Origin of the sequence: Thalassotalea algicola, from assembly GCF_012932965.1 — a bacterium.
In the GTDB taxonomy this organism is placed as follows: domain Bacteria; phylum Pseudomonadota; class Gammaproteobacteria; order Enterobacterales; family Alteromonadaceae; genus Thalassotalea_F; species Thalassotalea_F algicola.
Genome location: NZ_JABBXH010000004.1, coordinates 147189 through 172494 on the forward strand (window position 1 = coordinate 147189; position 25306 = coordinate 172494).

Annotated in this window: 24 protein-coding genes; 8 read left to right on the top strand and 16 right to left on the bottom strand. The window is 37.3% G+C overall.

Annotated elements, in window-relative coordinates; translation table 11 throughout:
- Nucleotides 1-28: 28 nt before the first annotated feature.
- Nucleotides 29-2134, top strand: coding sequence for an ATP-dependent DNA helicase DinG (gene dinG, locus HII17_RS12670; protein WP_169075751.1), 2106 nt, complete (start codon nucleotides 29-31; stop codon nucleotides 2132-2134).
- Here the strand turns inward: dinG and HII17_RS12675 are convergent.
- Together HII17_RS12675 and pdsO are read right to left on the bottom strand one after the other, a co-directional pair.
- Entirely contained in the window at nucleotides 2121-2840 is a 720-nt protein-coding gene (locus HII17_RS12675) for a hypothetical protein (protein ID WP_169075752.1), read from the bottom strand. The two genes, dinG and HII17_RS12675, sit on opposite strands and share 14 nt — an antisense overlap.
- 63 nt (nucleotides 2841-2903) lie before the next feature.
- Nucleotides 2904-3641 (bottom strand): sortase-associated OmpA-like protein PdsO, encoded by a 738-nt coding sequence (gene pdsO / locus HII17_RS12680; RefSeq protein WP_169075753.1) that lies wholly within the window; start codon nucleotides 3639-3641, stop codon nucleotides 2904-2906.
- A gap of 202 nt (nucleotides 3642-3843) precedes the next feature.
- Here pdsO and pdsR point away from each other — a divergent pair, with 202 nt between their 5' ends.
- Nucleotides 3844-4554 (top strand): proteobacterial dedicated sortase system response regulator, encoded by a 711-nt coding sequence (gene pdsR / locus HII17_RS12685; protein ID WP_169075754.1) that lies wholly within the window; start codon nucleotides 3844-3846, stop codon nucleotides 4552-4554.
- Nucleotides 4551-6704, top strand: a complete 2154-nt coding sequence (gene pdsS / locus HII17_RS12690) for a proteobacterial dedicated sortase system histidine kinase (protein WP_169075755.1) — start codon at nucleotides 4551-4553, stop codon at nucleotides 6702-6704. The genes pdsR and pdsS overlap by 4 nt, the downstream gene beginning before the upstream one ends.
- A gap of 2 nt (nucleotides 6705-6706) precedes the next feature.
- Here pdsS and queE read toward each other — a convergent pair whose 3' ends face one another.
- Nucleotides 6707-7381 (bottom strand): 7-carboxy-7-deazaguanine synthase QueE, encoded by a 675-nt coding sequence (gene queE, locus HII17_RS12695; RefSeq protein ID WP_211185356.1) that lies wholly within the window; start codon nucleotides 7379-7381, stop codon nucleotides 6707-6709.
- A 76-nt stretch (nucleotides 7382-7457) separates the two neighbouring features.
- Here queE and queC point away from each other — a divergent pair, with 76 nt between their 5' ends.
- The 3 genes from queC (at nucleotide 7458) to HII17_RS12710 (ending at nucleotide 10196) form a co-directional block, all read left to right on the top strand.
- The gene (gene queC / locus HII17_RS12700) at nucleotides 7458-8114 is read left to right on the top strand and encodes a 7-cyano-7-deazaguanine synthase QueC (protein ID WP_169075756.1); all 657 of its coding nucleotides are present in this window, start codon (nucleotides 7458-7460) and stop codon (nucleotides 8112-8114) included.
- A gap of 115 nt (nucleotides 8115-8229) precedes the next feature.
- Entirely contained in the window at nucleotides 8230-9678 is a 1449-nt protein-coding gene (locus HII17_RS12705; protein WP_169075757.1) for an HDOD domain-containing protein, read from the top strand.
- 2 nt (nucleotides 9679-9680) lie between these two features.
- On the top strand, nucleotides 9681-10196 hold the full coding sequence (locus HII17_RS12710; RefSeq protein WP_169075758.1) for a DUF2937 family protein: 516 nt from the start codon (nucleotides 9681-9683) through the stop codon (nucleotides 10194-10196).
- Between the two features lie 57 nt (nucleotides 10197-10253).
- On the opposite strand, the gene HII17_RS12715 is transcribed toward HII17_RS12710, so the two are convergent.
- From HII17_RS12715 to HII17_RS12750, 8 genes are all read right to left on the bottom strand, one after another.
- Nucleotides 10254-10547, bottom strand: coding sequence for an integration host factor subunit alpha (locus HII17_RS12715; RefSeq protein WP_169075759.1), 294 nt, complete (start codon nucleotides 10545-10547; stop codon nucleotides 10254-10256).
- Between the two features lie 3 nt (nucleotides 10548-10550).
- A complete protein-coding gene (gene pheT, locus HII17_RS12720) occupies nucleotides 10551-12950 on the bottom strand; it encodes a phenylalanine--tRNA ligase subunit beta (RefSeq protein ID WP_169075760.1) in 2400 nt (799 codons plus the stop codon).
- A gap of 11 nt (nucleotides 12951-12961) precedes the next feature.
- The gene (pheS, locus tag HII17_RS12725; RefSeq protein ID WP_169075761.1) at nucleotides 12962-13942 is read right to left on the bottom strand and encodes a phenylalanine--tRNA ligase subunit alpha; all 981 of its coding nucleotides are present in this window, start codon (nucleotides 13940-13942) and stop codon (nucleotides 12962-12964) included.
- A gap of 174 nt (nucleotides 13943-14116) precedes the next feature.
- Nucleotides 14117-15442, bottom strand: coding sequence for an ATP-binding protein (locus HII17_RS12730; protein WP_169075762.1), 1326 nt, complete (start codon nucleotides 15440-15442; stop codon nucleotides 14117-14119).
- 12 nt (nucleotides 15443-15454) lie between these two features.
- On the bottom strand, nucleotides 15455-16171 hold the full coding sequence (locus HII17_RS19215) for a response regulator (RefSeq protein ID WP_169075763.1): 717 nt from the start codon (nucleotides 16169-16171) through the stop codon (nucleotides 15455-15457).
- Between the two features lie 69 nt (nucleotides 16172-16240).
- Entirely contained in the window at nucleotides 16241-16975 is a 735-nt protein-coding gene (locus HII17_RS12740) for a hypothetical protein (RefSeq protein ID WP_169075764.1), read from the bottom strand.
- A gap of 161 nt (nucleotides 16976-17136) precedes the next feature.
- Nucleotides 17137-17562: a DUF3019 domain-containing protein gene (locus HII17_RS12745; protein ID WP_169075765.1), complete on the bottom strand. Its 426-nt coding sequence runs from the start codon at nucleotides 17560-17562 to the stop codon at nucleotides 17137-17139.
- Nucleotides 17562-18419, bottom strand: coding sequence for a MipA/OmpV family protein (locus HII17_RS12750; protein ID WP_169075766.1), 858 nt, complete (start codon nucleotides 18417-18419; stop codon nucleotides 17562-17564). The genes HII17_RS12745 and HII17_RS12750 overlap by 1 nt, the downstream gene beginning before the upstream one ends.
- 156 nt (nucleotides 18420-18575) lie before the next feature.
- Between HII17_RS12750 and HII17_RS12755 the strand changes: the two genes are divergently transcribed.
- Nucleotides 18576-19229: a YehS family protein gene (locus HII17_RS12755; protein ID WP_169075767.1), complete on the top strand. Its 654-nt coding sequence runs from the start codon at nucleotides 18576-18578 to the stop codon at nucleotides 19227-19229.
- A gap of 10 nt (nucleotides 19230-19239) precedes the next feature.
- Complete coding sequence (locus HII17_RS12760; protein ID WP_169075768.1) at nucleotides 19240-19881, top strand: GNAT family N-acetyltransferase; 642 nt, start codon at nucleotides 19240-19242, stop codon at nucleotides 19879-19881.
- A gap of 75 nt (nucleotides 19882-19956) precedes the next feature.
- On the opposite strand, the gene HII17_RS12765 is transcribed toward HII17_RS12760, so the two are convergent.
- The 5 genes from HII17_RS12765 to infC all read right to left on the bottom strand — a co-directional run bounded on the left by HII17_RS12765 (nucleotide 19957) and on the right by infC (nucleotide 25305).
- A complete protein-coding gene (locus tag HII17_RS12765; RefSeq protein WP_169075769.1) occupies nucleotides 19957-22443 on the bottom strand; it encodes a methyl-accepting chemotaxis protein in 2487 nt (828 codons plus the stop codon).
- A gap of 214 nt (nucleotides 22444-22657) precedes the next feature.
- A complete protein-coding gene (locus HII17_RS12770) occupies nucleotides 22658-23761 on the bottom strand; it encodes a phosphoribosylaminoimidazolesuccinocarboxamide synthase (RefSeq protein ID WP_169075770.1) in 1104 nt (367 codons plus the stop codon).
- Nucleotides 23762-24015: 254 nt separating this feature from the next.
- Nucleotides 24016-24375: a 50S ribosomal protein L20 gene (rplT, locus tag HII17_RS12775; protein ID WP_169075771.1), complete on the bottom strand. Its 360-nt coding sequence runs from the start codon at nucleotides 24373-24375 to the stop codon at nucleotides 24016-24018.
- A 15-nt stretch (nucleotides 24376-24390) separates the two neighbouring features.
- The gene (gene rpmI, locus HII17_RS12780; RefSeq protein ID WP_169075772.1) at nucleotides 24391-24585 is read right to left on the bottom strand and encodes a 50S ribosomal protein L35; all 195 of its coding nucleotides are present in this window, start codon (nucleotides 24583-24585) and stop codon (nucleotides 24391-24393) included.
- Between the two features lie 153 nt (nucleotides 24586-24738).
- Nucleotides 24739-25305: a translation initiation factor IF-3 gene (infC, locus tag HII17_RS12785; RefSeq protein WP_169075773.1), complete on the bottom strand. Its 567-nt coding sequence runs from the start codon at nucleotides 25303-25305 to the stop codon at nucleotides 24739-24741.
- Nucleotide 25306 lies beyond the last annotated feature (1 nt).

The following is a 25306-nucleotide window of genomic DNA, read 5'->3' on the forward strand; positions in this document are numbered from 1 at the left end:
TCAAACGCCAATGGGAACAAACGCGCTAATGTTAAGCGAAAAAATTAAGCAAGCGATACGCGCTTCATATAAAGCAATTGGCGAAAACCTACCTAATTTTAACCCTAGGAAACAGCAAACATTTTTAATAGCTGAAATTGCTAAAACACTTGCTGGTGAATACGACAAAAATAGAAAAATAATTGTTATAGAAGCAGGAACAGGTACAGGTAAGTCACTAGCTTATAGCTTAAGTAGCATTCCATTGGCGCTCGCTAAAAAGAAAAAAGTAGTCATATCTACCGCAACCGTCGCACTACAAGAGCAACTAGTAGATAAAGATTTACCCTTCATTAAAGACAATGCAGGAATTGATTTTAAGTTTACTTTAGCAAAAGGAAGGCAACGTTATGTATGCCGTCAAAAGCTTGCAACAGCTGCAGCAGACAATGATAGCCCACAAGCAGGCTTTACCTTTGCTGAAAAACCAAGTGCCTATGAAATTAAGTTAATTAAACAATTGTATAAAGCGCTAAAAGATAACAAATGGCAAGGCGATAGAGACTCGTGGTCAGACACAATACCAAATCATATATGGCAAGCTATTCAATCAGACAAGCATAGCTGTTTAAGGCATATTGCCGAACATAATTACTGTCCATTCCATAAAGCGCGTGACGCTATGGACGATGCCGACGTGCTCGTAGTTAACCATTCATTGTTACTTTCAGATCTTGAAATGGGCGGCGGCCGAATTCTACCAGAACCTGACGAAACCTTTTATATTATTGACGAGGCGCATCACCTCCCTAAGGTAACGCGTGACCATTCAAGTGCAGCTATAACCATAAAAGGCTCCCTTGAATGGCTTCAAAAACTGACGGAAGCAAGTGACAAAATTAGTAAGCTAGTAAAGAGCCAATCAGCAATATCGCCAGCGTTGAAACTCGCCGATGACTGTCAAAGTCTACAAGCTGATTTGCAAAAAGTTGGTCAGTTTATAGAATCAAATCAAGCCAGTTTTTTTAATGATAAGCAAAGTCTAGATAATAAGGCAGGTCAAGAAAGCTATCGATTTGAACATGGAATTATTCCAAAGCTTATAAAAACTAACGCAGAAGATTTGGCAGAGTACAGTCGTAAATGTCTGACTCACAGCAATAAGTTGTATGCGTTGTTATTGGAAGCTGTCAAAGATGGTGAAGTTCAATCCTATTTAGCAGAGCCGTTATTAGCTGAATGTGGTTTTCTCATCCAACGTTTAGAGAATTTTCATGCACTTTGGAAAATGTATGATAGAACCGATAGTGACAAAGTGGCACCACTAGCGCGTTGGTTAGAAAAACTAGAAGGTAAAAAGCAAGATTTTTTACTGTCTGCCTCCCCTATAGAAGTTGGGTTTACACTAGAAGATAACCTTTGGTCTAAGTGTGAAGGAGCGGTGCTTTGCTCAGCGACAGTCGTTGCACTTAATTCATTCGATCATTTTAGAAGAAAAGTTGGGCTTGATATCAATGATGGTACACAATATCAGCAAGTGTCTTCACCATTTGATTATCAAAATAATGCAAGGTTAGTGATTCCGAATATAAGATTTGAACCTAATCACCCTTCATTTACTGATGAGCTAGCTAAATTGCTTCCTGAACTAATAAAACAAGATAAAGCAACATTGGTGTTATTCTCTTCATATTGGCAAATGGAACAAGTCGCTAGAGTGATGCGGGAGAAACATAAGCTATCATTACAAATGCAAGGGGAACAATCTCGCCAGTTTATTATCGAAAACCACAAGAAGAAATGTGACAACGATAAAGAAAGCGTTATTTTTGGTACTCAAAGCTTTTCTGAAGGGTTAGATCTTCCTGGTAAATATTTAACTAACCTAATTATTACTAAATTACCCTTTTCGGTACCTACTTCGCCAGTGGAAGAGGCTCATGCAGAATATATTACCGCAAAAGGAGGAAACCCTTTTATGTCTATAACGGTACCTGAAGCATCAAATAAATTAATACAGGCCTGTGGTAGGCTGCTTAGAAATGAAGCAGATACGGGAGTTATAACATTATTGGATAAACGAGTAGTAACAAAACGATATGGAGGTGAGCTATTAGATGCACTACCGCCATTTAAAAGAGTTATTGAACGCTAGTATTTTCATTAAAATATCGTTCTATATTATCTGAGATTGGACCGAGTTCTTTAATTGTCTGTTCAATACTTGCCTTTATCTCTGGAATTAATTTTTGATGTTTTTTATGCACTAGGTGATATCCCTTAACTTTTTTAATCGGAAGTTTTTGAATATCGTTAGCAAGATTAAAATCAAACACATTAATGCCATCTATTTCAAAAGTCAGAATATAGTCAATTCGTTTTTTCTTAAAAACCTCTGCAAGTTGAGAGCCTTTTGATATTTGGTACATTGATGCTGATTTAGTCGACAAATACTGGGTCGGAAGATTTACACCACTAAGCACTCCAACAATAATTTCGGGGTCGTTTAAAACGCTAAAGTCACAATCAACATGTGCTTGGCAATAAAGCATGAATTCACCTTCTAATAGTAGGATTGGTACTTTGATTAAATTATTAAGGCTATTGGCGACTTCCTCAGCTTTTATCATTAAGGCATCTATTTCCCCATTTTCAGCCATCTTAATGCTGCGTCCCACGGAAAGTTCAATTATATTGACTCGATAACCAAGACGACTGTAACTTTTAAAAATATATTTCTCTATAGGGTATAAAAGAGATTTTTCAGAATAAGTTCCTGAACTAATCGTAATAGTAGGCACATTGGCAAACAACAAAGAGCTATAGGAAAGTGATAAGATAAGTGTAAGAATCCGTCTCATACTAAAAATACAATGTTAACTTTATTCTCAGTATGAGCGGTATTAGATGAATCTGCCAATGTATCAATAATTTTTAGCAACTTGCTCGCTAGGCTGCTTTACACTGATCATCACTCGGCGATCGTAATAACTCGATTGATTTTGCGCGTTTGCCACAACAGGTTTTTTATCTCCAAAGGCGAAGGTACTAATTCGAGCCTCGTCTACACCAAATGCTACCAACTGTTCTTTAACTGAATTCGCGCGCGCTTGAGATAGTTTTTGGTTCAACTCACTGTCTCCTAATAAGTCTGTATACCCCGATAGATCAATAGTTAAGTTTGTTTCGTGGTTTAAAATGTTAGCTAGCGCTTGAACTTGCTCTTGGTAGTACTCAGGTACTTGTGAAGAGCCGGTTTTAAATTGCAAGCTCATCATAAGATTACTCGCTTGCAAGGCCCCCGCTTTTTGTTGAACATTTTCCAAGTCTAATAACTCTTGTTGATATTGGTGTTCAGCATTTCTCATTTGTTTATTTAACTGCGCTATTTGTGTTTGAAAGGAAGCCTCTTGTTGATCTTTTTCATCTATAAGTGCCACAAGCTTTTCTTCATTATTCACATTTTTCATAATAAATGTGCTAGCTAACCCCGTTATCATTGCGCCAGCTGGCCCACCTAAAATACCACCAATTATTGCACCTGCACCAAAGCTAATTTCTTCTTCATGTTGATCTGATAAACCTTGCTTGTCATTTGCATGGGTCAAAGGCGTTAAAATAATTGAGCTAGCAATAATTGAAGTTAATAGTAATTTTTTCATGTTTATGTCCTATCTAAGTTGTTTATTGGGAACTTGATAGTTATTAAACACAGAAAAAACGTCGAAATTAGGTGGCAATCATGGCAAATTAACGAACAATTGTGGCAACAATCTAGCAATTACATCTATTTGCAGATTATCAATACAAGTTTGCGATATAGTTTGAGTAAATTAATCATCAAATCCAATCAAAGAGCAGTCAATGACTAAACGTATTGCTATCGTAGAAGATGACGACGCGATAAGAGAAAACTACGCCGACGTATTAAGGTTACAAGGCTATCAAGTTCAAAGCTTTTCAAATAAACAAACTGCTGAAGCAGCATTTGCCATTCACTTACCGCATTTAGTTATACTCGATATCGGCCTTCATAATGAATACGATGCTGGTTTTGATTTATGTCAATGGCTTCGAGCCAAATCATCAACCTTGCCAATAATCTTTCTTACTGCAAGAGACAATGATGTCGATACCGTTTCAGGTTTAAGAATTGGCGCAGATGATTACTTAACCAAAGATATTAGCCTGCCACATTTAACAGCAAGAATAGCTGCTTTATTTAGGCGACAAGATGCTCAAGACAAACCAGTTGAACAAGACAAGCTCATTAGTCGTGGGGCATTAACCATTGATAGTGAGAAAATGACCGTACAATGGTTACAACAATATATAGAGTTGACGGTAACCGAATTTTGGATGGTACATGCCCTAGCAAAAACTCCTGGTCATGTGAAAAATAGACAACAATTAATGCAAGACTCTCAAATTTTTGTCGATGACAGTACGATTACTTCACATATAAAACGTATACGAAAGAAGTTTATGAAAATAGATTCCTCGTTTAATTGTATAGAAACTGTCTATGGTATGGGTTATCGCTGGAATGAAAATAATAAGAGCAACCATCAATGAAAGTTAGACTAGGCTTACGTGCTAAATTAGTTATTCTTTCCTGCTTTCTCTTTACCATTCCATGGTTTGGCTACCAATATGTCTGGGAAATGGAAAAATACCTCCGTTATGGTCAGGAGCAAACCTTAGTTGGGACGGCTCGCGCATTAGCAACAGCGCTTCATGATAGGCCAAATCTATTTAATAATCAGGCGTCATTTTTGCCAAATGTAGAAAAAGGCAAAGATCTTTACGGATTCAAAATAAAACAACCAATTCAATTAGATGGAAAATATAACGATTGGCCAGAATTTGAAAAGAAGTCCCACTTTTATAATGAACAAAACATTATATGGCAGCAAAACGCTGCGCAAAACAACAACCTCCATTACAACGCTGCTGTAGGAAAATACGACAAGTTCTTATACCTATTTTTTAATGTGATAGATAACCATGTTGTTTATCGAGGAAATAACTCACGTTCAGTATTTTTAAACGATCATCTGAAACTCAGTTTAATTGACGAGAATGGCCTTTTTCAGCAATACATTGTTAGTAACAAAACCGATGGCTGGGTAGAGCCCTATTTAATTAATGAACAAAGTAAGGTTCCACAACCGGTAAATTATATACAAGGTGTTTGGCAGGCAACGAATGTTGGTTATAACCTTGAACTTAGGATCCCGCTAGCTCACATCGATAGTCGTATTGGTTTTTCTATAGCTGATGTTGATGTACCAGGACAAAAGGCCAAAAGCCTAATTGGCTCGGCAAATACTTCTGTTGCTAACGAATTAGGTACCATATTAGTCCCCTCACCTGAGATTGAACGAATAGTAAAAGGAATGAGCTACACGCAGTCCAGCGTTTGGGTGATCGATAAACATCAACGCGTATTAGCAAGTGCAGGCGATTTAAACACCGCTAGCGGTGTATGGCGCTCTGAAACAATTGAGTCTAATACTGATGATTGGTGGTCTTGGCTAGAAGCCAACATTCTCCATCCTATATATTACAAAGTACTGACAAGACCAACACAAAACTTTTATGACCAAATCTATGATGAAAGTTATATCGAGGGTATTCATGTTGAAAAAGCATTAAAGGGTCAAGTAAACAGCCAATGGCGTTTAAGTACCGATAAACAAGCTGTAATTTTATCAGCAGCCTACCCGATCTACATATCTGACCAAGTACAAGGCGCAGTAATCGTTGAAGAAACAACTAATGGCATTAAAACCCTAAGAAATCGAGCACTAGAGCAGCTATTTACTTCGATATTAGCAATATTATTGGTTGGTACTTTTAGCTTTTTCTTCTTTGCATCTCGTATATCAAACCGCATTAGAAAACTAAGAAACTATGCAGAAGCTGCAATTGATGAACAAGGACGTGTAAAGCAAGACGTACCACAACTCGCGAGTAATGATGAAATTGGTGATTTGTCACGTAGCTTTTCAACAGCTGTTTCTCGACTCACTCAGTACAACCAATACCTAGAAAATCTTTCATCTAGACTATCGCATGAATTGAGAACACCAATTGCGGTCGTTAGAACCTCTATCGAAAACTTAAGCATGTACCCTATTCCAGAACAAGCTAAAGCATATATAGACAGAGCTGAAAGCGGCGTTCATCGATTAAATCACATTATTACGAGTATGACTGAAGCGACGCGTGTCGAACAGTTATTACAACATACGGACAAATATGCTTTTAACGCTTTTAAAGTAGTAAACAGTTGCATAAGCGGCTTTAAGCAAATTCACCCTGAAATTGACTTTATTTTTAACAATACAAATCAAAACATTTCTATTAACGGTTCACCAGAGCATTTTGCGCAAATGCTAGAAAAAGTGGTTAATAATGCAGTCGAATTTAGCCAAGATAAACACGTAGAAATAGTGCTTATTACGTTAAAGCAGAATATGGTGCTCACGATTAAAAATAATGGTCCCCAACTCCCAGACGAAATGAAGAACCGTTTATTTAATTCTATGGTGTCAATGAGAGTAGAAACCAATAAGAGTGCAGATCAGCAACCCCATTTGGGTTTAGGGTTATTTATCGCCCGCTTAATATGTGAATATCATTTAGGTACCATAAGTGCACAAAATTGTACCAACCCTGACGGTGTTCAAATTAATATTGAAATACCGTTATCAGAATAGTCTTACTCAATACCAATATATTTATGTACTTGCACCGATAATCGCCAATCATTTTCAATACAGCTTTTGATCGCTAATTCTGTAGCTCTTTGCTTTTGACTAATTGGCTGTAGATAAACCTGTTTGTCTTGAACAGAAAAGTCATTAAGTAACAATTTTAAATCATCTATATGTTGTTCAGTAGCGACCGGGTGTTTCAATTCGTTGGCGCGAGCCATTGCTTGTGGGAGAATTTTATAGCCCCCCTTCATATTAACTTTTGGTGACACAGTAACCCAGCAGTTTTCTGTAGTCTTAACTTCATAAGTGCCCGAAGTTTCAATTTGAGTACTAAAACCTTCACTTTCTAACCGCGAACAGAGTGGAATTAGATCATACATGCAAGGCTCACCGCCCGTAATAACAACATGTTTTGCCTTAAATTTTTGCGCTCTAAACAGATCCGATATTTCTTGAACAGTTAGTTCTGCCCAATCTTCTGTTTCTTCTTTTTGTGCCAGCAAATCACTTATTGGTATTCGCAAATCGCTGTTAACTTCCCATGTATGCTTTGTATCACACCAAGAACAACCAACAGGACACCCTTGCAAACGAATAAACACCGACGGTTGCCCCGTAAAAGAGCCCTCGCCTTGCAGTGTTTCAAAGATTTCATTAATTTTATAAGTTATTGCCATAGTTTTGCTTTAGCGTACCTGTTTATTACAGTAAAATTCACCAATTACCTGAATTATACCTCAAGAGTTAAATTAAATGACTGAAAAAGTAGTTGTTATTTTTTCTGGTGGCATGGACTCATTTACCGTGTTAAACCGAGCCATTAAAGATGGAAAGCAAGTATACCCACTTACTTTTGATTATGGTCAACGCCATGTTAAAGAAATAGAAAGTGCAAAAGCTATTTGTAAAGAGCTTAAGCTAACTCATAAAGTTATTGATATTTCCGCGATTAACCAGCTTTTATCTGGATCATCTCTTACTGATGACATAGAAATTCCGGAAGGTCATTACGAAGAAGACAGCATGAAGTCTACTGTTGTACCTAACCGCAATATGATTTTAATTTCATTAGCCGTTGGCTATGCTGTGTCGGTAGGCGCCTCTCAAGTCTACTATGGTGCTCACTCTGGAGATCATGCGATTTATCCAGATTGTCGCCCTGAATTTGTGATGAAAATGAATGACGTATGTCAGATTGCTAACTACGAACCTGTAGAGATATTTAGCCCTTATTTAACTGTCAGTAAAACGGCTATTTTAACAGACGGATTAAAGATGGGATTGGATTATAGTAAAACATGGACATGTTATAACGGTCGTGAAAGAGCCTGTGGCAAATGTGGTGCTTGCCGTGAAAGGCTCGAAGCATTTAGTGATAATAACGCCACAGATCCTATCGAGTACGAATAAGTAAAAGGCCGTGTTGACTTTGATGCGGCCAAAATTTGTCTAACTTATATAATTTGCAAATCACGGTCAGTTTAGATAACAATGGTAGACATTAGTAGATGTAGTGGATGATTACGTGACAGGTAAAAAACCAAACACAGACCATTGGATTTCATTAATATCGAAACGAGAGTTACCTGCATTAACTTCTACGGCTCAACTTTTAGATAAATTCGCCAACGATGATGTTTCATCCCTACCTAGGCTTAGTAAAGCCATACTCCACGACCAGGCACTCTCTACCTGCTTATTAAAAGTTGCTAACAGTGTCCAACGATACGGTGTAAATCAAGTTTCAACAGTCTCACGAGCTACAGTTATCTTAGGTGTACAGACAGTTAAGAATATTTGTTTAACTTCTAAAATTATCGAAAGCCTACTTAAGAACAAAGACTTAGACATAAGTATCTATAATAAAATCAAACAATTAATGGCTAACTCTTTTTATGCCGGTCAGTTAGCCAAAATGATGCTACCTAATTATAGCGATGATACCAAAGAGGAAGTTTATTTAGCCGCCATGTTGCGCAGGATTGGTGAAACTGCATTTTGGTGCTTAGGTAAGGAATTTAAAAATGAACTGGAAGAACTTGTCGAATTACCTAGAGAAGACTACGAGCAAGCCTGTAACAAACTAATTGGTATCAGCTTCGATGAGTTAAGTACTGGGCTGGCTAAAACATGGAACTTAGGTGACTTATTAGTTAAGTCTCTTGATCATCCCGAGCAAAGAACGGAAGAAATGCAGGTTATCTATCTTGCTGACAAACTCGTTCAGTATATAGAAAGGCCACCACCAGCAAAGGACTATGAAGAGTTAATGACGCAAATTGCTACAATAATGGATATCAATGAAAGGCAATTGGCTCACAAAATACATCAAGTCAAAGAAAACTCCGTAGAGCTTTTAGCGTCATACGGTGCGCAGATGCTAGCTGATTTAGTCAAAGATCTCCCGAAAAGTTCCGAACTACTAAGCTCTGATCAGCAAATAATAGAAGAAGTTTCGAATAAAGAGGCGGCGTTATTGCAAGCATTACAGTATTTAAGTGAAATGACACTCTCTTCTAAAGACATTAATCAATTTATTGACTATACACTCATTCAGATAGCTAGAATATTAGCTTTTGATAACTGTGCGTTTTATTTACTGACTTCAAATAAAACCTCCTTATCATGTAGGCATACATTCGACCGAGCAGGTAAGCCTGTAGAAAGTTCATTGACATTTGTTACAGGTAAAAAAGACTCTTCATTAAATCGTATACTGCGGAATAACCAAGCAATTAAAATTAATAGTCAACAGGAGCACTTAGCCGCTGAATTTCCTTACCCCGTAGATAAACTATTTGAACAAAAAAGCTTAGCGCTAGGCTCTGTTAATATTAAACAAAACAATATTGGTGTTATCGTTGCCCAACGTTCAAATATCAATGAAATAAGTAACGATGAACTCAATAAATTTCAATTTTTTATTCAACATTTAAGTATGTGTCTTTCTATGATCACCCCGGTTAAGAAATAATCATGATTATGAACGCTGTTAAATCAACAGTAGACTATTGCCTGTTTACTTTGGGTTTTATCGTTGCAGTACAACTGCCAGAGTTTATTCAACAATATAAGCAATATTTGGTTGGGAAACTAAGCGAAAATCAGTGGCATATAGATGGTTACCAAAAAATCGCAGATCAATCATATGGTGGCGATATAAAGGTATTAATCAACGAGTACTTAAAAAATGATAAAACCGCTTTCCAACAAACGGGACAATTAGTCGCGGACTTACAACAGCGACACGAATTCCTCAGCAACGCCATTTCAAAACTCGAAACGCCGAGCTATATTCACCAAGTAATAAATTTTATTCAGTATTTAACACTTGAAGACGTAAAGACCGTTAGTAGCTATTATCAACTAGCTGTGCCAATTTCAATTGAAGCAATGAGTTCTGGGCTAATACTAGGCTTTGTATTTGTTTGGTTAAGAGTTTTACTTAGTACTTTACTAGGACGACTTGTAGGAATACCAGCGAGATATTAGCTAATAAAAAAAGGCTGCATAAGCAGCCTTTTTTATCTATAAAATAATTAACAAAAATTATTGCCCATTACCGTCTTCAACACGGCTTTTAAGCTTTTGCCCAGGTCTAAACGTTACGACTTTACGTGCAGAAATCGGAATATCTTCGCCAGTTTTCGGGTTTCTACCTGGACGTTCACTTTTCTCTCTAAGATCAAAGTTACCGAAACCAGATAATTTAACCTGTTGACCTTTTTCTAGGGTTTCACGTATTTCTTCAAAAAATATTTCTACCATATCTTTCGCATCGCGTTTACTTAACCCGACTTTTTCATAAAGGTGCTCTGCGACTTCTGCTTTGGTTAGAGCCATTGCTTAATCCCTCAGTGATGCATTTAATTCATTCTTTAATGTATCGACCACACGATTTACAACTTCTGTAATGTCTTTTTCTTCAAGTGTTTTTTCATTATCTTGCAATGTCATAGCAATTGCTAAACTCTTGAATCCTGGTTCGATACCTTTACCTTGGTATACATCGAACAAGTTTAGATCAACTAAATAATTTCCGCCAACCTTTTCAATGAGTTGTAACACTTTTTTTGCTTCAACATGTTCTTCAACCACTACAGCTACGTCACGTCGATTTGCCGGAAAGCGAGAAACCTCCTGCGCTAGCGGCACATTCAAGTCTAAAATTTGACCAAGCAATAACTCAAACATTAATGTGCGACCATTTAGCCCTAATTTCCTTTCTAATTCAGGATGTAAGGTTCCTATATGACCAACTAACTCACCATTTTTATAAATGGCAGCTGTTTGACCAGGGTGCATTGCATCAATTTCAGCTTTTACAAACTCAAATTCTTCAATTTTTCCTGTTACAGCTAGTAAAGCCTGAACGTCACCTTTTAAGTCAAAAAAGTCTGCCGCTGCTTTTTCTAAATTCCAGTGCTCTTGATGCTGGGTACCTGAAATAACACCACCAATCATTTGTTGTTGGCGTACACCATTTTCTGCTGATTCGTCTGGTATAAAACGTAAGCCAGTCTCAAATAAGCGAATTCGAGCTTGTTGACGATTTTGATTATAAGTCACAGCTTGTAATAAGCCTGTCCATAAACTTAAGCGCATTACTGACATTTCAGAAGAAATCGGATGAGGTAATGTCATTACCTCACAATCAGGGTGAATCAGCTCCTGAACTTTAGGGTCAACAAAGCTATAAGTAATCGCTTCTTGGTATCCGCGGTTAATTAACGCTTGTCTGACTTTTGATACGCTTAAGTTACTTTCTTTATGTTGTCGCATTGATAAAGAAGCTTGCGGCGCTACATTTGGAATATTGTTATAGCCGTAGATACGTGCTACTTCTTCAATTAAATCAACTTCAATTGAAATATCGAAACGATAACCTGGCACGGTGACATTCCAAACATCATTGGCAAACTCTACAGTAAATCCTAAACGATTTAAGATTTCAGAGACTTTGTCTGTTTCAATGTGCAAACCAATGCGTTGATCTAACTTTTCTCTTCGAAGGTTTACTTTTCTTGGTTGAGGAATATCTTCGTCAGATTTAGCTTCTACTATAGGTCCTGCTTCTCCACCAACGATGTCTAGAAGAAGTTGAGTCGCCCTTTCCATTGCATCATGTTGTAACTGTGGATCAACACCGCGTTCGTAGCGATGAGATGCATCTGTATGCAGACCGTACTGTCGAGCTTTACCAAGAATAGCTAGCGGAGAAAAGAATGCGCTTTCCAAAAAGATGTCTTTACTACCTTCTGTAACACCTGAATGCAACCCTCCGAAGATACCTGCCATAGCTAATGATTTTTGCTCATCAGCAATGACTAAGGTTTCTTCTGAAAGCGTTACTTCGTTCTCATCAAGCAGTACTAACTTTTCTTCTTTATTTGCAAATCGAACATCAATGCCACCATCAATTTTTGCTAAATCGAAGGCGTGCATTGGGTGACCAAGTTCTAACAATACGTAGTTTGTAATATCAACTACCGGATCGATAGAACGAACACCACAACGTCTTAATTTCTCAACCATCCATAATGGTGTGATGGCATTTAAATCGATATTTTTAATAACACGACCAAGATATCGAGGACAAGCTGCTGGTGCAGAAAGCTTAATTTCTCGAGTATCGTCTATTGTTGGTATAACTGGCGTAATGGCAATTTCGTTAACTTCCATACCATTTAAAACACCAACTTCACGTGCTAAACCTTTAATACCTAGACAATCGCCTCGGTTAGCAGTTAAATCAACATCAATAGTGTTATCATTTAAATCTAGATATTCTCGAATATCAGTGCCTACAGGAGCATCTGTTGGTAATTCGAGAATACCATCAGCACTTTCTGCCATACCAAGTTCAGACTCACTACACAGCATACCAAATGAAGGTTGACCACGTAATTTTGCTTTTTTAATTTTAAAGTTACCCGGAAGTACAGCGCCAACCATAGCTACAGCGACTTTTAAACCAAGTCGACAGTTTTTTGCACCACATACAATGTCTAATAGCTCACCGTCTGCAGCTGCACTACCAACATTAATTTTGGTAACTTGTAATTTGTCTGCATCTGGATGTTGACCGCATTCAACAACTTCACCAACTACAACACCAGAAAACTCACCTGCAACAGGATCTACACCGTCAACTTCAAGACCAGCCATGGTGATTTGGTGCGCTAACTCTTCTGATGAATTCTCAGGGTTAACCCACTCTCTTAACCAAGATTCACTAAATTTCATTATCGCTAGTCCTACTTAAATTGTTTTAATAAACGAAGATCATTTTCAAAGAATGAGCGTAAGTCATTCACACCGTAACGAAGCATAGTTAATCGCTCGACACCCATGCCAAATGCAAAACCTGTGTACTCTTCAGGGTCTATACCAACAGATTTTAAGACATTTGGATGGACCATTCCACAGCCCAATACTTCTAACCATTTACCATTTTTACCCATAACATCTACTTCTGCAGAAGGTTCAGTAAATGGGAAATACGATGGGCGGAAACGAATTTTTAAATCTTCTTCAAAAAAGTTATGTAAGAAATCGTGCAAAATACCTTTAAGGTGGGTAAAGCTAACATCTTTATCTACTAGCAAGCCTTCTACCTGATGGAACATTGGTGTATGAGTTTGATCGTAATCATTACGATATACACGGCCTGGGGAAATAATACGCAGTGGTGGTTTCTCTGATTCCATGGTACGGATCTGTACACCTGACGTTTGTGTTCGTAATACTAATTTCGGGTTGAAATAAAACGTATCATGATCTTGTCGAGCTGGGTGATGTTCAGGAATGTTCAAAGCATCGAAGTTATGGAAGTCATCTTCAACTTCAGGGCCTGCTTTAACTTCAAAACCTAACTCGCTAAAGAATGACTGAATTCGTTCAATGGTACGAGTAACTGGGTGCAATCCACCAATTTCACTAGTGTTACCAGGTAAAGTTACGTCGATTGATTCTGCAGCTAACTTTACTTTAATCTCTTCTGCTCTTAAAAGCTCACCACGGGCGGTTAACAGTTTCTGTACTTGCTGTTTCGCCTGATTTATTACTTGACCAGCTTTAGGTTTTTCTTCTTTAGGTAGCTTGCTTAAGCCTTTCATTTGTTCAGTAAAGATACCTTTCTTACCAAGGTAGCTTACTCGAACTTCATCTAAAGCAGCAGGACTAGCAGCTTGTGCTATTTCTTTTTCTGCCTGCAAAATTATATCGTCTAAGTTCATGAGTTCCTCTAAAAGCAGTTTTGCTTTAAATAGACATTATCAAATAAAAAATAGTGGCTAATTCTACACAAAAAAAGTAATGAAAAGTAGCGTAAAACAAGGGTTTTTATTGCATTTTTAAAGAATTTATCTGAGAAAGGAAGTTAGCTAAATTTTTTCAATTTCAAAAAAAAGCTATTGTGGCCAAGTTACATTAAAGCAAGCCCCACCACCTTTGGCACTTTCGATTGTTATTTGGCCTTGATGAAGTTCGACAAACCGTTTAACAATCGCCAAGCCTAAGCCAATACCACCTGACTTTTTGTCTCTGCTTTCATCTAGTCTTACGAAAGGTTCAAAAATACTGTCTCTTTTTTCTTGTGGAATTCCTACACCGTCATCAGAAACCTTTAAAACTAGTTTTTCTTGTTCGATTGTTACTGAAATGCTAATTCGTTTCTTGGCATAGCGAACAGCATTGCGTAACAAATTATCGATAACCTTGTTCATACCTTCGCGATCAAAACTTGCATTAACCTTATTCGCGGATACCAAGTTTTCAACGTTTAAATGAAATTGAAAACGTGGTTCATTAAGTCGATATTTCTCAATGATATCGTTAAGAAATATTACCAAATTATATTCTTTAATTTTTAACTGCGGTTCTTCTCGGTCAAACTTAGCATACACAAGTAATTCATCGACCAGACTGTCCAACTCTTCAATACTTTCATCCATTGAATCGAGGTACTTGTGCTTTAATTCAGCGTTATCTTCTTCTCGAATAATTTCCATTGCAAAACGAATACGAGCAATAGGTGTTCTTAATTCGTGAGAAACGGCATGAGATAATTCTCTATGAGACTTAATTAAACGCTGTATTCGTGCTGCCATCGAGTTAAAACGTTCAACAAGCTCAAGTAACGAAGAAGATACATGGGTGTTCGCGCGTACTTCGAAATTTCCTTTTCCAAATTCAGTAGCGGCATTTGTCAGTGACATTAACCCTTTAGAAATTGGCCAAACCCACAAAAATACGAAGACGGCCAAACCTATAAAAAACAACCCAGTATAAATAATATCTGATTGCACTACCGGTTCGGTATAAATTGGTCCTAACACCATAACGCCATTACGATCACTTAGCTTTTTTAAAAACCAGCTTTCACCTTTAATGTCATTAAACAGGCTAATAACTCCACCAGAACTTAAGTAATTGATCTGATGAGTGCCTAACGCTAAGCCCGTATGGTTAGAAAACTGTCTTATTTTATCTTCATTCAATAGTGCTATGGGATAACCAAAGGATGTTGATAAAGCTTCAAGGTGAGTATGTTGCTCGTTTTCAGGGTGTCTCATTAACTCAGCATTGAGCAACATGAAAGTACCTTTATGTAAGGCGAGATCTGAGGTTATTTGCTCTTCATTCGATAGGTTAGAATAGAAAATTTCTATGCTCCAGCCTAAACCAACAAAAGTAAGAATCAGTAATATATATAAGCGTAGAAAGAGGTTCTTCATTGTTTTAAAACGTTACAACCAAACATCTGAAACAAATATATAACCTTTTTTCCAAACAGTTTTAATTTTTTGAGGTTTAGCTGAATCATCTCCCAACTTCTTCCTTAGCTTAGAAACCAACATATCAACTGTACGATCTAAGCCGTCGTACCCAAATCCTCTTAAATTATTAAGTAAATCATCACGCGTTAAAATTTCGTCTGCATTAGTTACAAACTGATATAACAACTCTAATTCATTTGTTGTAAATTCAACTAATTGACCGCCAATAAAAACCTCTTGCTTCGCTTTATTAATTTCTAAACTACCAATACTGACTTTGGTACCTGAAATTTCTAAATGTTGAACTTGAGTCGCATTACTACGCCTTAATAAAGCAGTGACTTTTGCTAATAAAAGTCTCGGCTGTACTGGCTTGCAAATGTAGTCATCAGCGCCAACTTCTAGTCCAACGATCTGGTCTATATCGTCGGTGCGAGCCGTAAGCATTACAACAGGAATATCAGACTTAGTTCTTAATTCTCTACAAATATCTAAGCCATTTTTTCCTGGTAGCATTATATCGAGCAATACCAAATCCGGTTGTTTTTTTTCTATTAGCTCAACCGCATTATTTCCATGCCCTTCTACGGTCACTTGAAAGCCTTGACGTTGAAAATAATCTTTAACGAGCGATGCTAGACTTTCGTCGTCTTCGACTAAAAGAATATGTCCCTGATTTTTTTCCACTGCTATAAAGTTCCTTTAAAAATATATTGTCAGCCGCGCTAAACGGCTGACTTAAGTAAAACCGTTTAATTAAAAGCGATAACTCATGTAAAGCCCTGCGCTTCTTTCTAAATGACCATCGTTAGAAAAGCCATTTTCAGCAGGATTATAGTCTGAATAGCGACCAAACAAACCTAAATCAATGCTTTTAGAGTACGCATAATTGAGTCCAACAGATGCAGCTTGTGCAGAGTTTTGTTGAAAGTCTTTTAAATCACGATAAGTGTAACTAGCAATAAACGTTACATCGTTAGACAAATTGTGTAAAAAACTGGTTGAATAGCGAATTTCAGCTCTATCTCTATTTTTTTCGTCTTGCCAATCTACTTTGTCTAAATCAAAATCCTGCCAATGAACATAACCTAAACTAAAAGCCACTGCTGTATCCGATGTAAACACATATTTACCAGCAAGATCAATTTTACCACCATGGGCGTCATCAGCGTCGCCAGCTTTCAGACGTCCAGCATAACTTAGGCCAGATGTTAATTCTAAGCCGGTTTTATTGTTAACTCTATCAATAAAGCGGTATCGAATCTCACCAAAAGACACGGTTAAATCATCAGTAATACCATAAGCAAAATGAGGCACAATACTCCACTCTTTATCACCATCAAATTTTTCACCATATTGAATAGCACCAGCTACTTGAAATTCGCCGTCAGCTAATGTGAACGGACGTTCTACCAAGTTTTTAGGTGACACTTCAGCATATGTCGCTGTTGATAGAGAAAGCAAAGCAATTGTTGTTAATAGTTTTTTCATAATATTTTCCTTAACATTGGAATAAAAGAGTCAGGAAAATAATATGGCTAAGCTTTGTATTAATCTTTAACGCTATTGTCGAATTGTGTATAGCGTTTGTAAAAATGTGTATTACGCAGTGTGAAATATTGGCAAACCTTAACCTATGCAGCCTATAAGAATTAAAATATTCTAAAAAATCGGCTGCGACGCTTGGCGCGCATTCTTTGTTCAAGAGTACCAATCACATTAATACTCGTGCGTGTAAGCTCTGTTTGCTTTTCTTCTTGCTTTAACAAATATGTAACCGTTTTATTCGATTGAAAAGACAACACAAATCTACCTGACCAAGCATTCTTCCAGCAACGTATAGGTAGACTTTCATCAAGTTCATAAACACAATAATTACCTAGTTGAGCAGTCTCCCAGATAAGGGCTGCTTTCATTTCACACAAGAAAGTTCCTTTTGCTAATTCGCAAGTGTTTGGGCTCGCTATTAGCAATGGCTCTTTGATTTTTTCCGCACTGATAACCGATTTTTCCTGCTGTTGAGCTATAACATCAACTGGGAACATTAGTATGAGGAATAACAACAGAACTAGACGCATTAAAAAGTCCATAAAACGCCAAAATTAAATGAATAGTTGTCTTCTCTTCCTTGAACCAACGGGCTATCTGCAATACCTTCGCCAAAGTAAGAATATTTTCCAGAAGCTACTATTGACCAACTATCGTTTAGCGGCCTTTCTAAATACACTCTAACCGTTGAAATGACACTTCCTTTTGCATGGTATTCTGGTCTAAAACTTCTGACTTCTTCGCGTGAAACTCCATAATAATAATCTGCTGCATTATCATCGACATAAGATACTGCTATCCCGGGAACTAGCATGAAATGTTTAGTAAAGAATGGACGAGAAATTTCAAAGGTCGCAATTGTACCGTTATGTCTATTGAGCCCATCATGCAATAGCTTTAACCTAATATCGTTTTTCTTTAAAATCGAAAAATATTCAACACCAACTTCCATAGAGGACTTCCGCTCATTAATACCATCGAGCATATTGCCACTCTCTTGACTGTCTTCATCAAGTTTAAAAAATAGCGACTCTGTAATTAGATTAACTTGTTGGCTTTCGTCTGAAAAAAGAGAATAGCCAATGGTGAAAGGACGCCCAGAAAGTGGCGCAGCTTCAACGAAAAAGTCTTTATAGTAAAATCCGCCGGATAAATTAATAGCCGCACTAATTTTCTTTTCTCTTTCTACTATGTCAGGAATTATGATTTTACGGTAGGTAAGTAAAAAAGCGACATCAACTTCCCAGTACATTTTATCCGCACTATCTTGCTGCTCTTTAACAGGAAAATGCTCCCTGTCAGAGGCGTTTGCGTTTTCATTGGCAAATGTAGGTGCTACTAACACCAACAAAAGTATGCCAATAGCTAGTTTTATTATTCTTTTCATTTTTTATAGGGCTTTGAATTAAGGCACAGATAGTTTTGCGCGCGTAGAAGTTTAAGCACTAAAAAGAAACAAAGCTAGCAAAAGCGAAATAAAACAGTAACAAGGGTATTCTGTCGTGCTAAAATAACAACGTTTTATTATAGATTTGGTATTAACGTGACAAATAACGATATTCTGCGTCGTCTTAGGTTTTGTTTTAATTATAGTGATAAAAAACTATGCGACATATTTGCTCTGGCAGACGTTGGTGTAACTATTGAACAAATAACGAATTGGCTCCGTAAAGACGAAGACAAGGATCAGGTAAATTTATCAGATCACGTATTTTCAGCGTTTCTAAATGGTTTAATTATAGAGAAACGAGGAAAAAAAGACGGGCAAATGCCAACTAACGAGAAAAAGCTTAATAACAACGTTATCCTAACTAAGTTAAAAATAGCGTTAACGTTAAAAGCAGAAGATATTATCGAACTGCTTAAGGTTGCTAATTTTAATATTGGAAAATCAGAACTTAGTGCATTCTTTAGAAAGCCTGACCACAAACATTATAGAGAATGTAAGGATCAAGTATTAAGAAATTTTTTAAAAGGCATCCAGCAAAAATTTCGACCAATAAAAGAAAACCAAGCACAATCTGATGCGGCACCAACTTCGCAAGTAAAAATCAAGCAAATTTCAAACAACAAAACACAAGGTGCCCGTCCAAGCAAAAGTAAGCTGTACGTAAATCCAAAAGCGGCCAAGTCGAAAAAAGAGACCGGTAAAACCCTTAAATTAAAGCCTGAAGATATTTGGGGCAAACAGGAATAACAAGTTAAAAATGAACAAACTAACATTTGAATTTACAACGCCAGAAATTAAAACTGAATTTGAATGGCAATTAAGCCAAGAAGTTAACGTGTTTGATGGCGAAAGATTAGTTGCGAAAGCAGAGTTTGAGATACTTGTGCTTAATAAAAATCGTGGTGCAAAGGAAAGCTATCAAAAATTAGAAGCACTTGGCGCATGCGACTGGGAACTACCATTAAATTTGTTTTTTACAAAACAAAATGTAAAAGCAAACCTTGCTGAAACACTTTCAATTAAAACTGATGCAAAAAAATCGCAACAGCACATTATGCTAGAAGCTATTTCAGTGCATGAAGACTATCGTAATCAAGGGGTTGCCAAAGCAATATTAACGCAAATAGCTAAAGAATATTCAAAAGTACAATCAATCTTTACCCTTGCTATGCCTATGTCACTGTTTGTTGACCCAGATGTCTGTGAAACTGAGCAAGATAGAGCATATTATCAACGCTTAAATTTGGTTGAAGGTGAAGGTGAATGTGAAAGTGAAAAAGACTCTATCGTAAGCTTTTTTCAACATAACCACTTTAATGTTTTAGATATTGATGAATCCTTGCTGGCAGAACCACTGCCATTTACCTTACTAGTTTCTTCTCCAAGTTTACTTGCATAATTGGTTTATTCGTCATCTATGAAAAAACAAAGCCACCTAAAAGGTGGCTTTGTTTTTTCAAATTTCGACTCTTTACTAGAAATCTTGCCAATCAGCACTTACTGACTGACGTGTTTTTCTTCTAGTAGGCCTTACTGGTTTATTCGGTTTGCGTTTTTGCTGAACTTCTTCATCATGAGTTTTAAAGTTCGACACTTGTTCAAGTAAGCTTTGCGCCTGCTCTTCCATCGATTTACTTGCCGCCGTTGACTCTTCTACTAAAGACGCATTTTGTTGCGTCATAGTATCCATTTGCGTGACCGCTCCGCTAACTTCATTAATCCCAGCCGACTGTTCACGGCTAGCTGAGTCGATATCAGAAATCATAGTTACTACTTCTTGTACAGCTGTAACTAATTCACCAAATGTTTTGCCGGTATCATCAACTAGTTTGCTGCCTTGATCTACCGCTTCAACACTATCATTAATTAAACCTTTGATTTCTTTTGCTGCTGAAGCACTGCGTTGCGCCAAGTTTCTAACTTCGCTGGCAACTACAGCAAAACCTCTGCCTTGCTCTCCGGCTCGAGCAGCTTCAACGGCTGCGTTTAATGCGAGTAAGTTAGTTTGGAAAGCAATCTCATCAATTACACCAATAATATCTGATATCTTTTTGCTCGACTTCTCTATCGCTTCCATAGCATCTATTGCACCGTTAACAACCCCCTTACCATCACTAGCTTTTTTCATTGCATTAGTTGATAGGTTAGTTGCTTCAGTGGCATTTTGTGCATTTTGTTGCACAGTCGAGGTTAGTTCTTCCATGGCAGATGCAGTTTCTTCAAGACTAGAAGCTTGGGCTTCTGTTCTATTACTAAGTTCCGTATTGCCTACAGCTAACTCTCGTGAAGACGAAAATACATGACTGGCCGCATCGCGAATGGTGCCCATCATCTCGCTTAAATTGTCTAACAGTGAATTCATTGATTCACCTAAAACGTTAAACTCTTCTCCTAAATCTACGTCAATAGTACGAGTTAAATCGCCATCTGCCATCGACATAATAACTGATTTTATTTCAGCAATCGCTTGCTTACGCTGAGTTATATCTGTCGCATATTTTACGACTTTATATGGTTTACCATTTAAGTCGAAAATTGGGTTGTAAGACGCTTGAATCCAAACTTCTTTACCAAATTTACCTAAACGTTTATATTCGCCAGAATCAAATTCACCTTGATTTAATTTTTGCCAAAATACTTTATATTCTGCAGAGCTTGCAACTTCAGGCTCGGCAAACATACTGTGATGTTTACCTTTAATTTCGTTGAGGCTATAGCCCATAGTTGATAAAAAATTCTCATTGGCTTGAATAATAGTGCCGTCCATATTGAACTCGATAACCGCTTGAGACTTACCGATAGCATCAATTTGGCCAGAAAAGTCAGCGTTTTGTAGCTTTTGACCGGTAACATCGGTCGCAAACTTTACTACCTTATACGGCTGTCCATTGGGGTCTAAAATAGGGTTATACGAAGCTTGAATCCAAATTTCTCGACCACCTTTTGCTAGTCGTTTGTATTCTCCTGAATCAAACTCGCCTAAATTGAGTTGCTGCCAAAAATGTTTGTACTCTGCTGATTTTGCATAATCTGGTTCAGCAAACATACAATGGTGTTTGCCTTTTATTTCCTCAAGGCTATAACCCATTGCAGATAAAAAATTGCTATTAGCGTTAATAATTGTACCGTCCATGTTAAATTCGATGACAGCTTGCGATTTACTAATCGCATCAATTTGCCCAGAAAAATCAGCCGTTTGCTTTTTCTGTTCGGTAATATCGCTTGCAAATTTTACCACTTTAAACGGTTTACCATTTAGATCTAGAATTGGGTTATATGAAGCTTGAATCCAAATTTCACGCCCACCTTTCGCTATTCTTTTATATTCCCCAGAATCAAAATTACCCTGATTTAAATTTAACCAAAATTGCTTATATTCATTTGAATTAGCATACGCTAATTCAGCAAACATACTATGATGTTGCCCCACCACTTCTTCCAAGCAATACCCCATTGCCGCAAGGAAATTATCGTTAGCGCTTATAATGGTTCCGTCCATATTAAACTCAATAACAGCCTGTGACTTTCCTATGGCTTCAATCTGTCCTTGATAATTTGCAGATTGCATTTTTTGTGCAGTAATATCTGTAGCAAACTTTATCACTTTATATGGTTTACCATCATCGTCAAAAACAGGGTTATATGACGCTTGAATCCATATTTCCTTTTTATTTTTGCCAAAGCGTTTGTATTCCCCTGAATCAAACTCGCCTAAATTAAGCTTATGCCAAAATTCTTTGTATTCTGCACTTTGCGCATAATCCGTTTCAGCGAACATACTGTGATGTTTTCCCTGGATTTCCTCCAAGGTGTAACCCATAGCATTTAAGAAGTTGTCATTTGCTGTAATAATAGTTCCGTCTAATTCAAACTCAATCACCGCTTGTACGCGACTGATCGCTTCTACTTTTGCCAGAAGATCTTGTATGTTTTCTTGTTGGTCTTTTTCCTTTACAGCCATGATTGCTTCCTATCTTGATAACATTTGATTTGTTAAACTTTTGTTATATAAATCATTATTCTAGAACACGTTTCGATAACTATCATTTATAGCTCAATACATTTGATTTTCAAAAGTTTTCTTCACTTTATATGTAAATATTAATATATAGGCATAAAAAAAGCCTAAATCGATTAAGATTTAGGCTTTTGAAAATAAAAACTAAGTGAAAGACCTAGTCAATAAGTTGATAATGCTCTTTTAGAACACTAATAATTTCTGCTTTTGGATTATCGCTCAACACTATTTTTTCACCGGTGATCTTTTCGGCAATTTCGGTATAGGTTTGAGACACTTGCATTAATACTTCGGTTGGTAGTTCATTGTTACGCGCTAGTGCTTCACGCTCATCCATTCTATTTTTATTTAATAAAATATCTGGATCAGGAAAATAGTTTAATAAAAGCTGACGGAAGCCCTCTTTGGAGTTCTCGACCACTTTACCATTGTGATATTGAGCACCATCCCAGATGCGCGAAGAATCGGGCGTTCCAACTTCATCCATATAGATAAGCTTATCATTACCTGATTTATCTTTAACGTATCCAAACTCAAATTTGGTATCGATAAATATTTGGTTAATTTTAGCCAGCGCTTCGGTGATCAAATCAAAACCATCGGTTAATAACCTTTCATACAAAGCTATATCGCTTTCTGACTTAAAGTTAAACGCTTCGAAGTTATCTTCTATGTTCTTACGAGTAATATTGACATCATCTGCCTCAGGCACTCCAGGAATTCCTTTTAGAATCCCTTTTGTTGAAGGTGTCTGAAGTAATTCTGGTAACTTACTGTCTTTTGCTAAGCCTTCAGGTAACTCAATACCACAAAACTCGCGCTCGCCATTTTCATATGCGCGCCACATTGAACCAGTTATGTATTGACGACAAATTGCTTCGATCATTACAGGTTGTGCTTTTTGGACAATCCAAACAAACGGATGCGGTATATCCAAAATATGAGAGTCGGCTAAGCCATTTTCTTTAAACAATTTAAACCAGTGATTAGAAACGGCATTTAAAGCGGCCCCTTTGCCAGGTACACCACGCATACCACCTTCACCAGTCCAAATACAATCGAATGCCGATATACGATCACTGATCACCATAATCGCTAATGGTGTGTCACTTGGCACATCGTAGTTTTTTTCTTTAATCAAACGACGGCTATCAGCTTCAGTTAACCAATAAACACTGCGCACCTTGCCACTATGAACGGGCTTATCAGTACGAATTGGCAAATCATCATTTACCGCTAATACTTGATCTGCAAGACTCATAATCTCAAACCTTTTAAATAGAACTTATTTGTTTAGATTCAAATGACTAAATACAAACAAATAACGCCTTAGTACATACTAAATTTAGTACGTTAGTTTGCTGATAATTTGTAATAGTTCAAGGAAAAAGCACGGAGCATATAATTATATGTGAGCACTTTTAACGATGTAATATGGCAAATTAGCAATAAAATAACGACTAAAAAGAGAAAAGGACGCATAAAGCGTCCTTTTATTTATCACTTAACCTGTAATTAAGCAGCTAAAGCAGAGTTTGCTTTTTCTACTAATACAGTGAAAGCTGCTTTATCGTATACAGCGATATCAGCTAAGATCTTACGATCGATCTCGATAGATGCTTTCTTAAGACCGTTAATGAAACGACTGTAAGATAAACCATTTTGACGAGATGCTGCGTTGATACGAGCAATCCAAAGTTGACGGAATTGACGCTTACGTTGACGACGGTCACGGTATGCGTATTGGCCAGCTTTAGTAACAGCTTGGAATGCAACGCGATATACGCGACTACGAGCACCGTAGTAACCTTTCGCTTGCTTTAATATTTTCTTATGAGAACGGCGTGCTACAACACCACGTTTTACTCTTGCCATTGTCTAAGTCTCCTATTAAGCGTGACGTAAAAGTTTTTTAACTGACTTGATGTCAGAAGCGGCGATTTGGCATTTAGCACGTAAATGACGCTTAACTTTAGTACGGCGCTTAGTCAGGATGTGACGAAGACCAGCTTGCTTGAATTTATAGCCATTAGCTGTAGGCTTAAAGCGCTTTGCAGCACCTTTGTTTGTTTTCATTTTAGGCATGAAAATTACTCCGCATTTCTGCCATTAATATTAAGTTATAAAAGGCGAAAGCATGTTTACAAAAAGTAATGCTTTACTTGCAAGCCTCAATAACCGGTTTCAGATAATAGTGGTGAGTCTTAAAAATATTAAAACTACTTGCAGACCAAGCTATTAACGTTTAATTGGTGCTAATACCATAATCATCTGACGACCTTCTGCCCTTCTAGGGAAAAACTCGACTGACGCTATGTCTTCTAAATCGTTTTTAACACGAGTTAGAAGCTCTAGACCAATTTCTTGGTGGGCCATTTCACGGCCGCGGAAACGTACTGTTACCTTAGCCTTGTCACCACCTTCTAAAAAGCGCCTCAGGTTGCGTAGTTTTACCTGATAGTCGCCTTCATCTGTACCAGGACGGAATTTTATTTCCTTAACCTGTATTTGTTTCTGCTTTTTACGCTGTTCTTTTTGCTCTTTGGCTTTTTCGTAAAGGAACTTACCGTAATCCATTACTCGACATACAGGAGGCTTAGCTGTAGGACTGATTTCTACTAAATCAACACCTGCTTGTTCTGCTAAGTCCATTGCTTCATTTAATGTAACAATGCCCGCTGCTTCGCCATCGAATCCGATTAAACGAACTTCATTGCCAGGAATACCTGTAATTAACTCATTTAAACGATGAGCTGGCTCTTTTTGACCGCCTCTTTGACCACCTTTAATAGTCTGTTCCTCCAAA

Coding starts and splice junctions, on each gene's coding strand:
- HII17_RS12750 (WP_169075766.1), bottom strand. CDS start 18,419: ATGAAAAGAATAATAAAACTAGCTATTGGCATACTTTTGTTGGTGTTA.
- HII17_RS12675 (WP_169075752.1), bottom strand. CDS start 2,840: ATGAGACGGATTCTTACACTTATCTTATCACTTTCCTATAGCTCTTTG.
- pdsR (WP_169075754.1), top strand. CDS start 3,844: ATGACTAAACGTATTGCTATCGTAGAAGATGACGACGCGATAAGAGAA.
- HII17_RS12730 (WP_169075762.1), bottom strand. CDS start 15,442: ATGAAGAACCTCTTTCTACGCTTATATATATTACTGATTCTTACTTTT.
- rplT (WP_169075771.1), bottom strand. CDS start 24,375: ATGGCAAGAGTAAAACGTGGTGTTGTAGCACGCCGTTCTCATAAGAAA.
- HII17_RS12770 (WP_169075770.1), bottom strand. CDS start 23,761: ATGAGTCTTGCAGATCAAGTATTAGCGGTAAATGATGATTTGCCAATT.
- pdsS (WP_169075755.1), top strand. CDS start 4,551: ATGAAAGTTAGACTAGGCTTACGTGCTAAATTAGTTATTCTTTCCTGC.
- HII17_RS12765 (WP_169075769.1), bottom strand. CDS start 22,443: ATGGCTGTAAAGGAAAAAGACCAACAAGAAAACATACAAGATCTTCTG.
- HII17_RS12740 (WP_169075764.1), bottom strand. CDS start 16,975: ATGAAAAAACTATTAACAACAATTGCTTTGCTTTCTCTATCAACAGCG.
- HII17_RS12745 (WP_169075765.1), bottom strand. CDS start 17,562: ATGCGTCTAGTTCTGTTGTTATTCCTCATACTAATGTTCCCAGTTGAT.
- dinG (WP_169075751.1), top strand. CDS start 29: ATGTTAAGCGAAAAAATTAAGCAAGCGATACGCGCTTCATATAAAGCA.
- pdsO (WP_169075753.1), bottom strand. CDS start 3,641: ATGAAAAAATTACTATTAACTTCAATTATTGCTAGCTCAATTATTTTA.
- queE (WP_211185356.1), bottom strand. CDS start 7,381: ATGGCAATAACTTATAAAATTAATGAAATCTTTGAAACACTGCAAGGC.
- HII17_RS12760 (WP_169075768.1), top strand. CDS start 19,240: ATGAACAAACTAACATTTGAATTTACAACGCCAGAAATTAAAACTGAA.
- rpmI (WP_169075772.1), bottom strand. CDS start 24,585: ATGCCTAAAATGAAAACAAACAAAGGTGCTGCAAAGCGCTTTAAGCCT.
- queC (WP_169075756.1), top strand. CDS start 7,458: ATGACTGAAAAAGTAGTTGTTATTTTTTCTGGTGGCATGGACTCATTT.
- HII17_RS12715 (WP_169075759.1), bottom strand. CDS start 10,547: ATGGCTCTAACCAAAGCAGAAGTCGCAGAGCACCTTTATGAAAAAGTC.
- pheS (WP_169075761.1), bottom strand. CDS start 13,942: ATGAACTTAGACGATATAATTTTGCAGGCAGAAAAAGAAATAGCACAA.
- HII17_RS12710 (WP_169075758.1), top strand. CDS start 9,681: ATGATTATGAACGCTGTTAAATCAACAGTAGACTATTGCCTGTTTACT.
- pheT (WP_169075760.1), bottom strand. CDS start 12,950: ATGAAATTTAGTGAATCTTGGTTAAGAGAGTGGGTTAACCCTGAGAAT.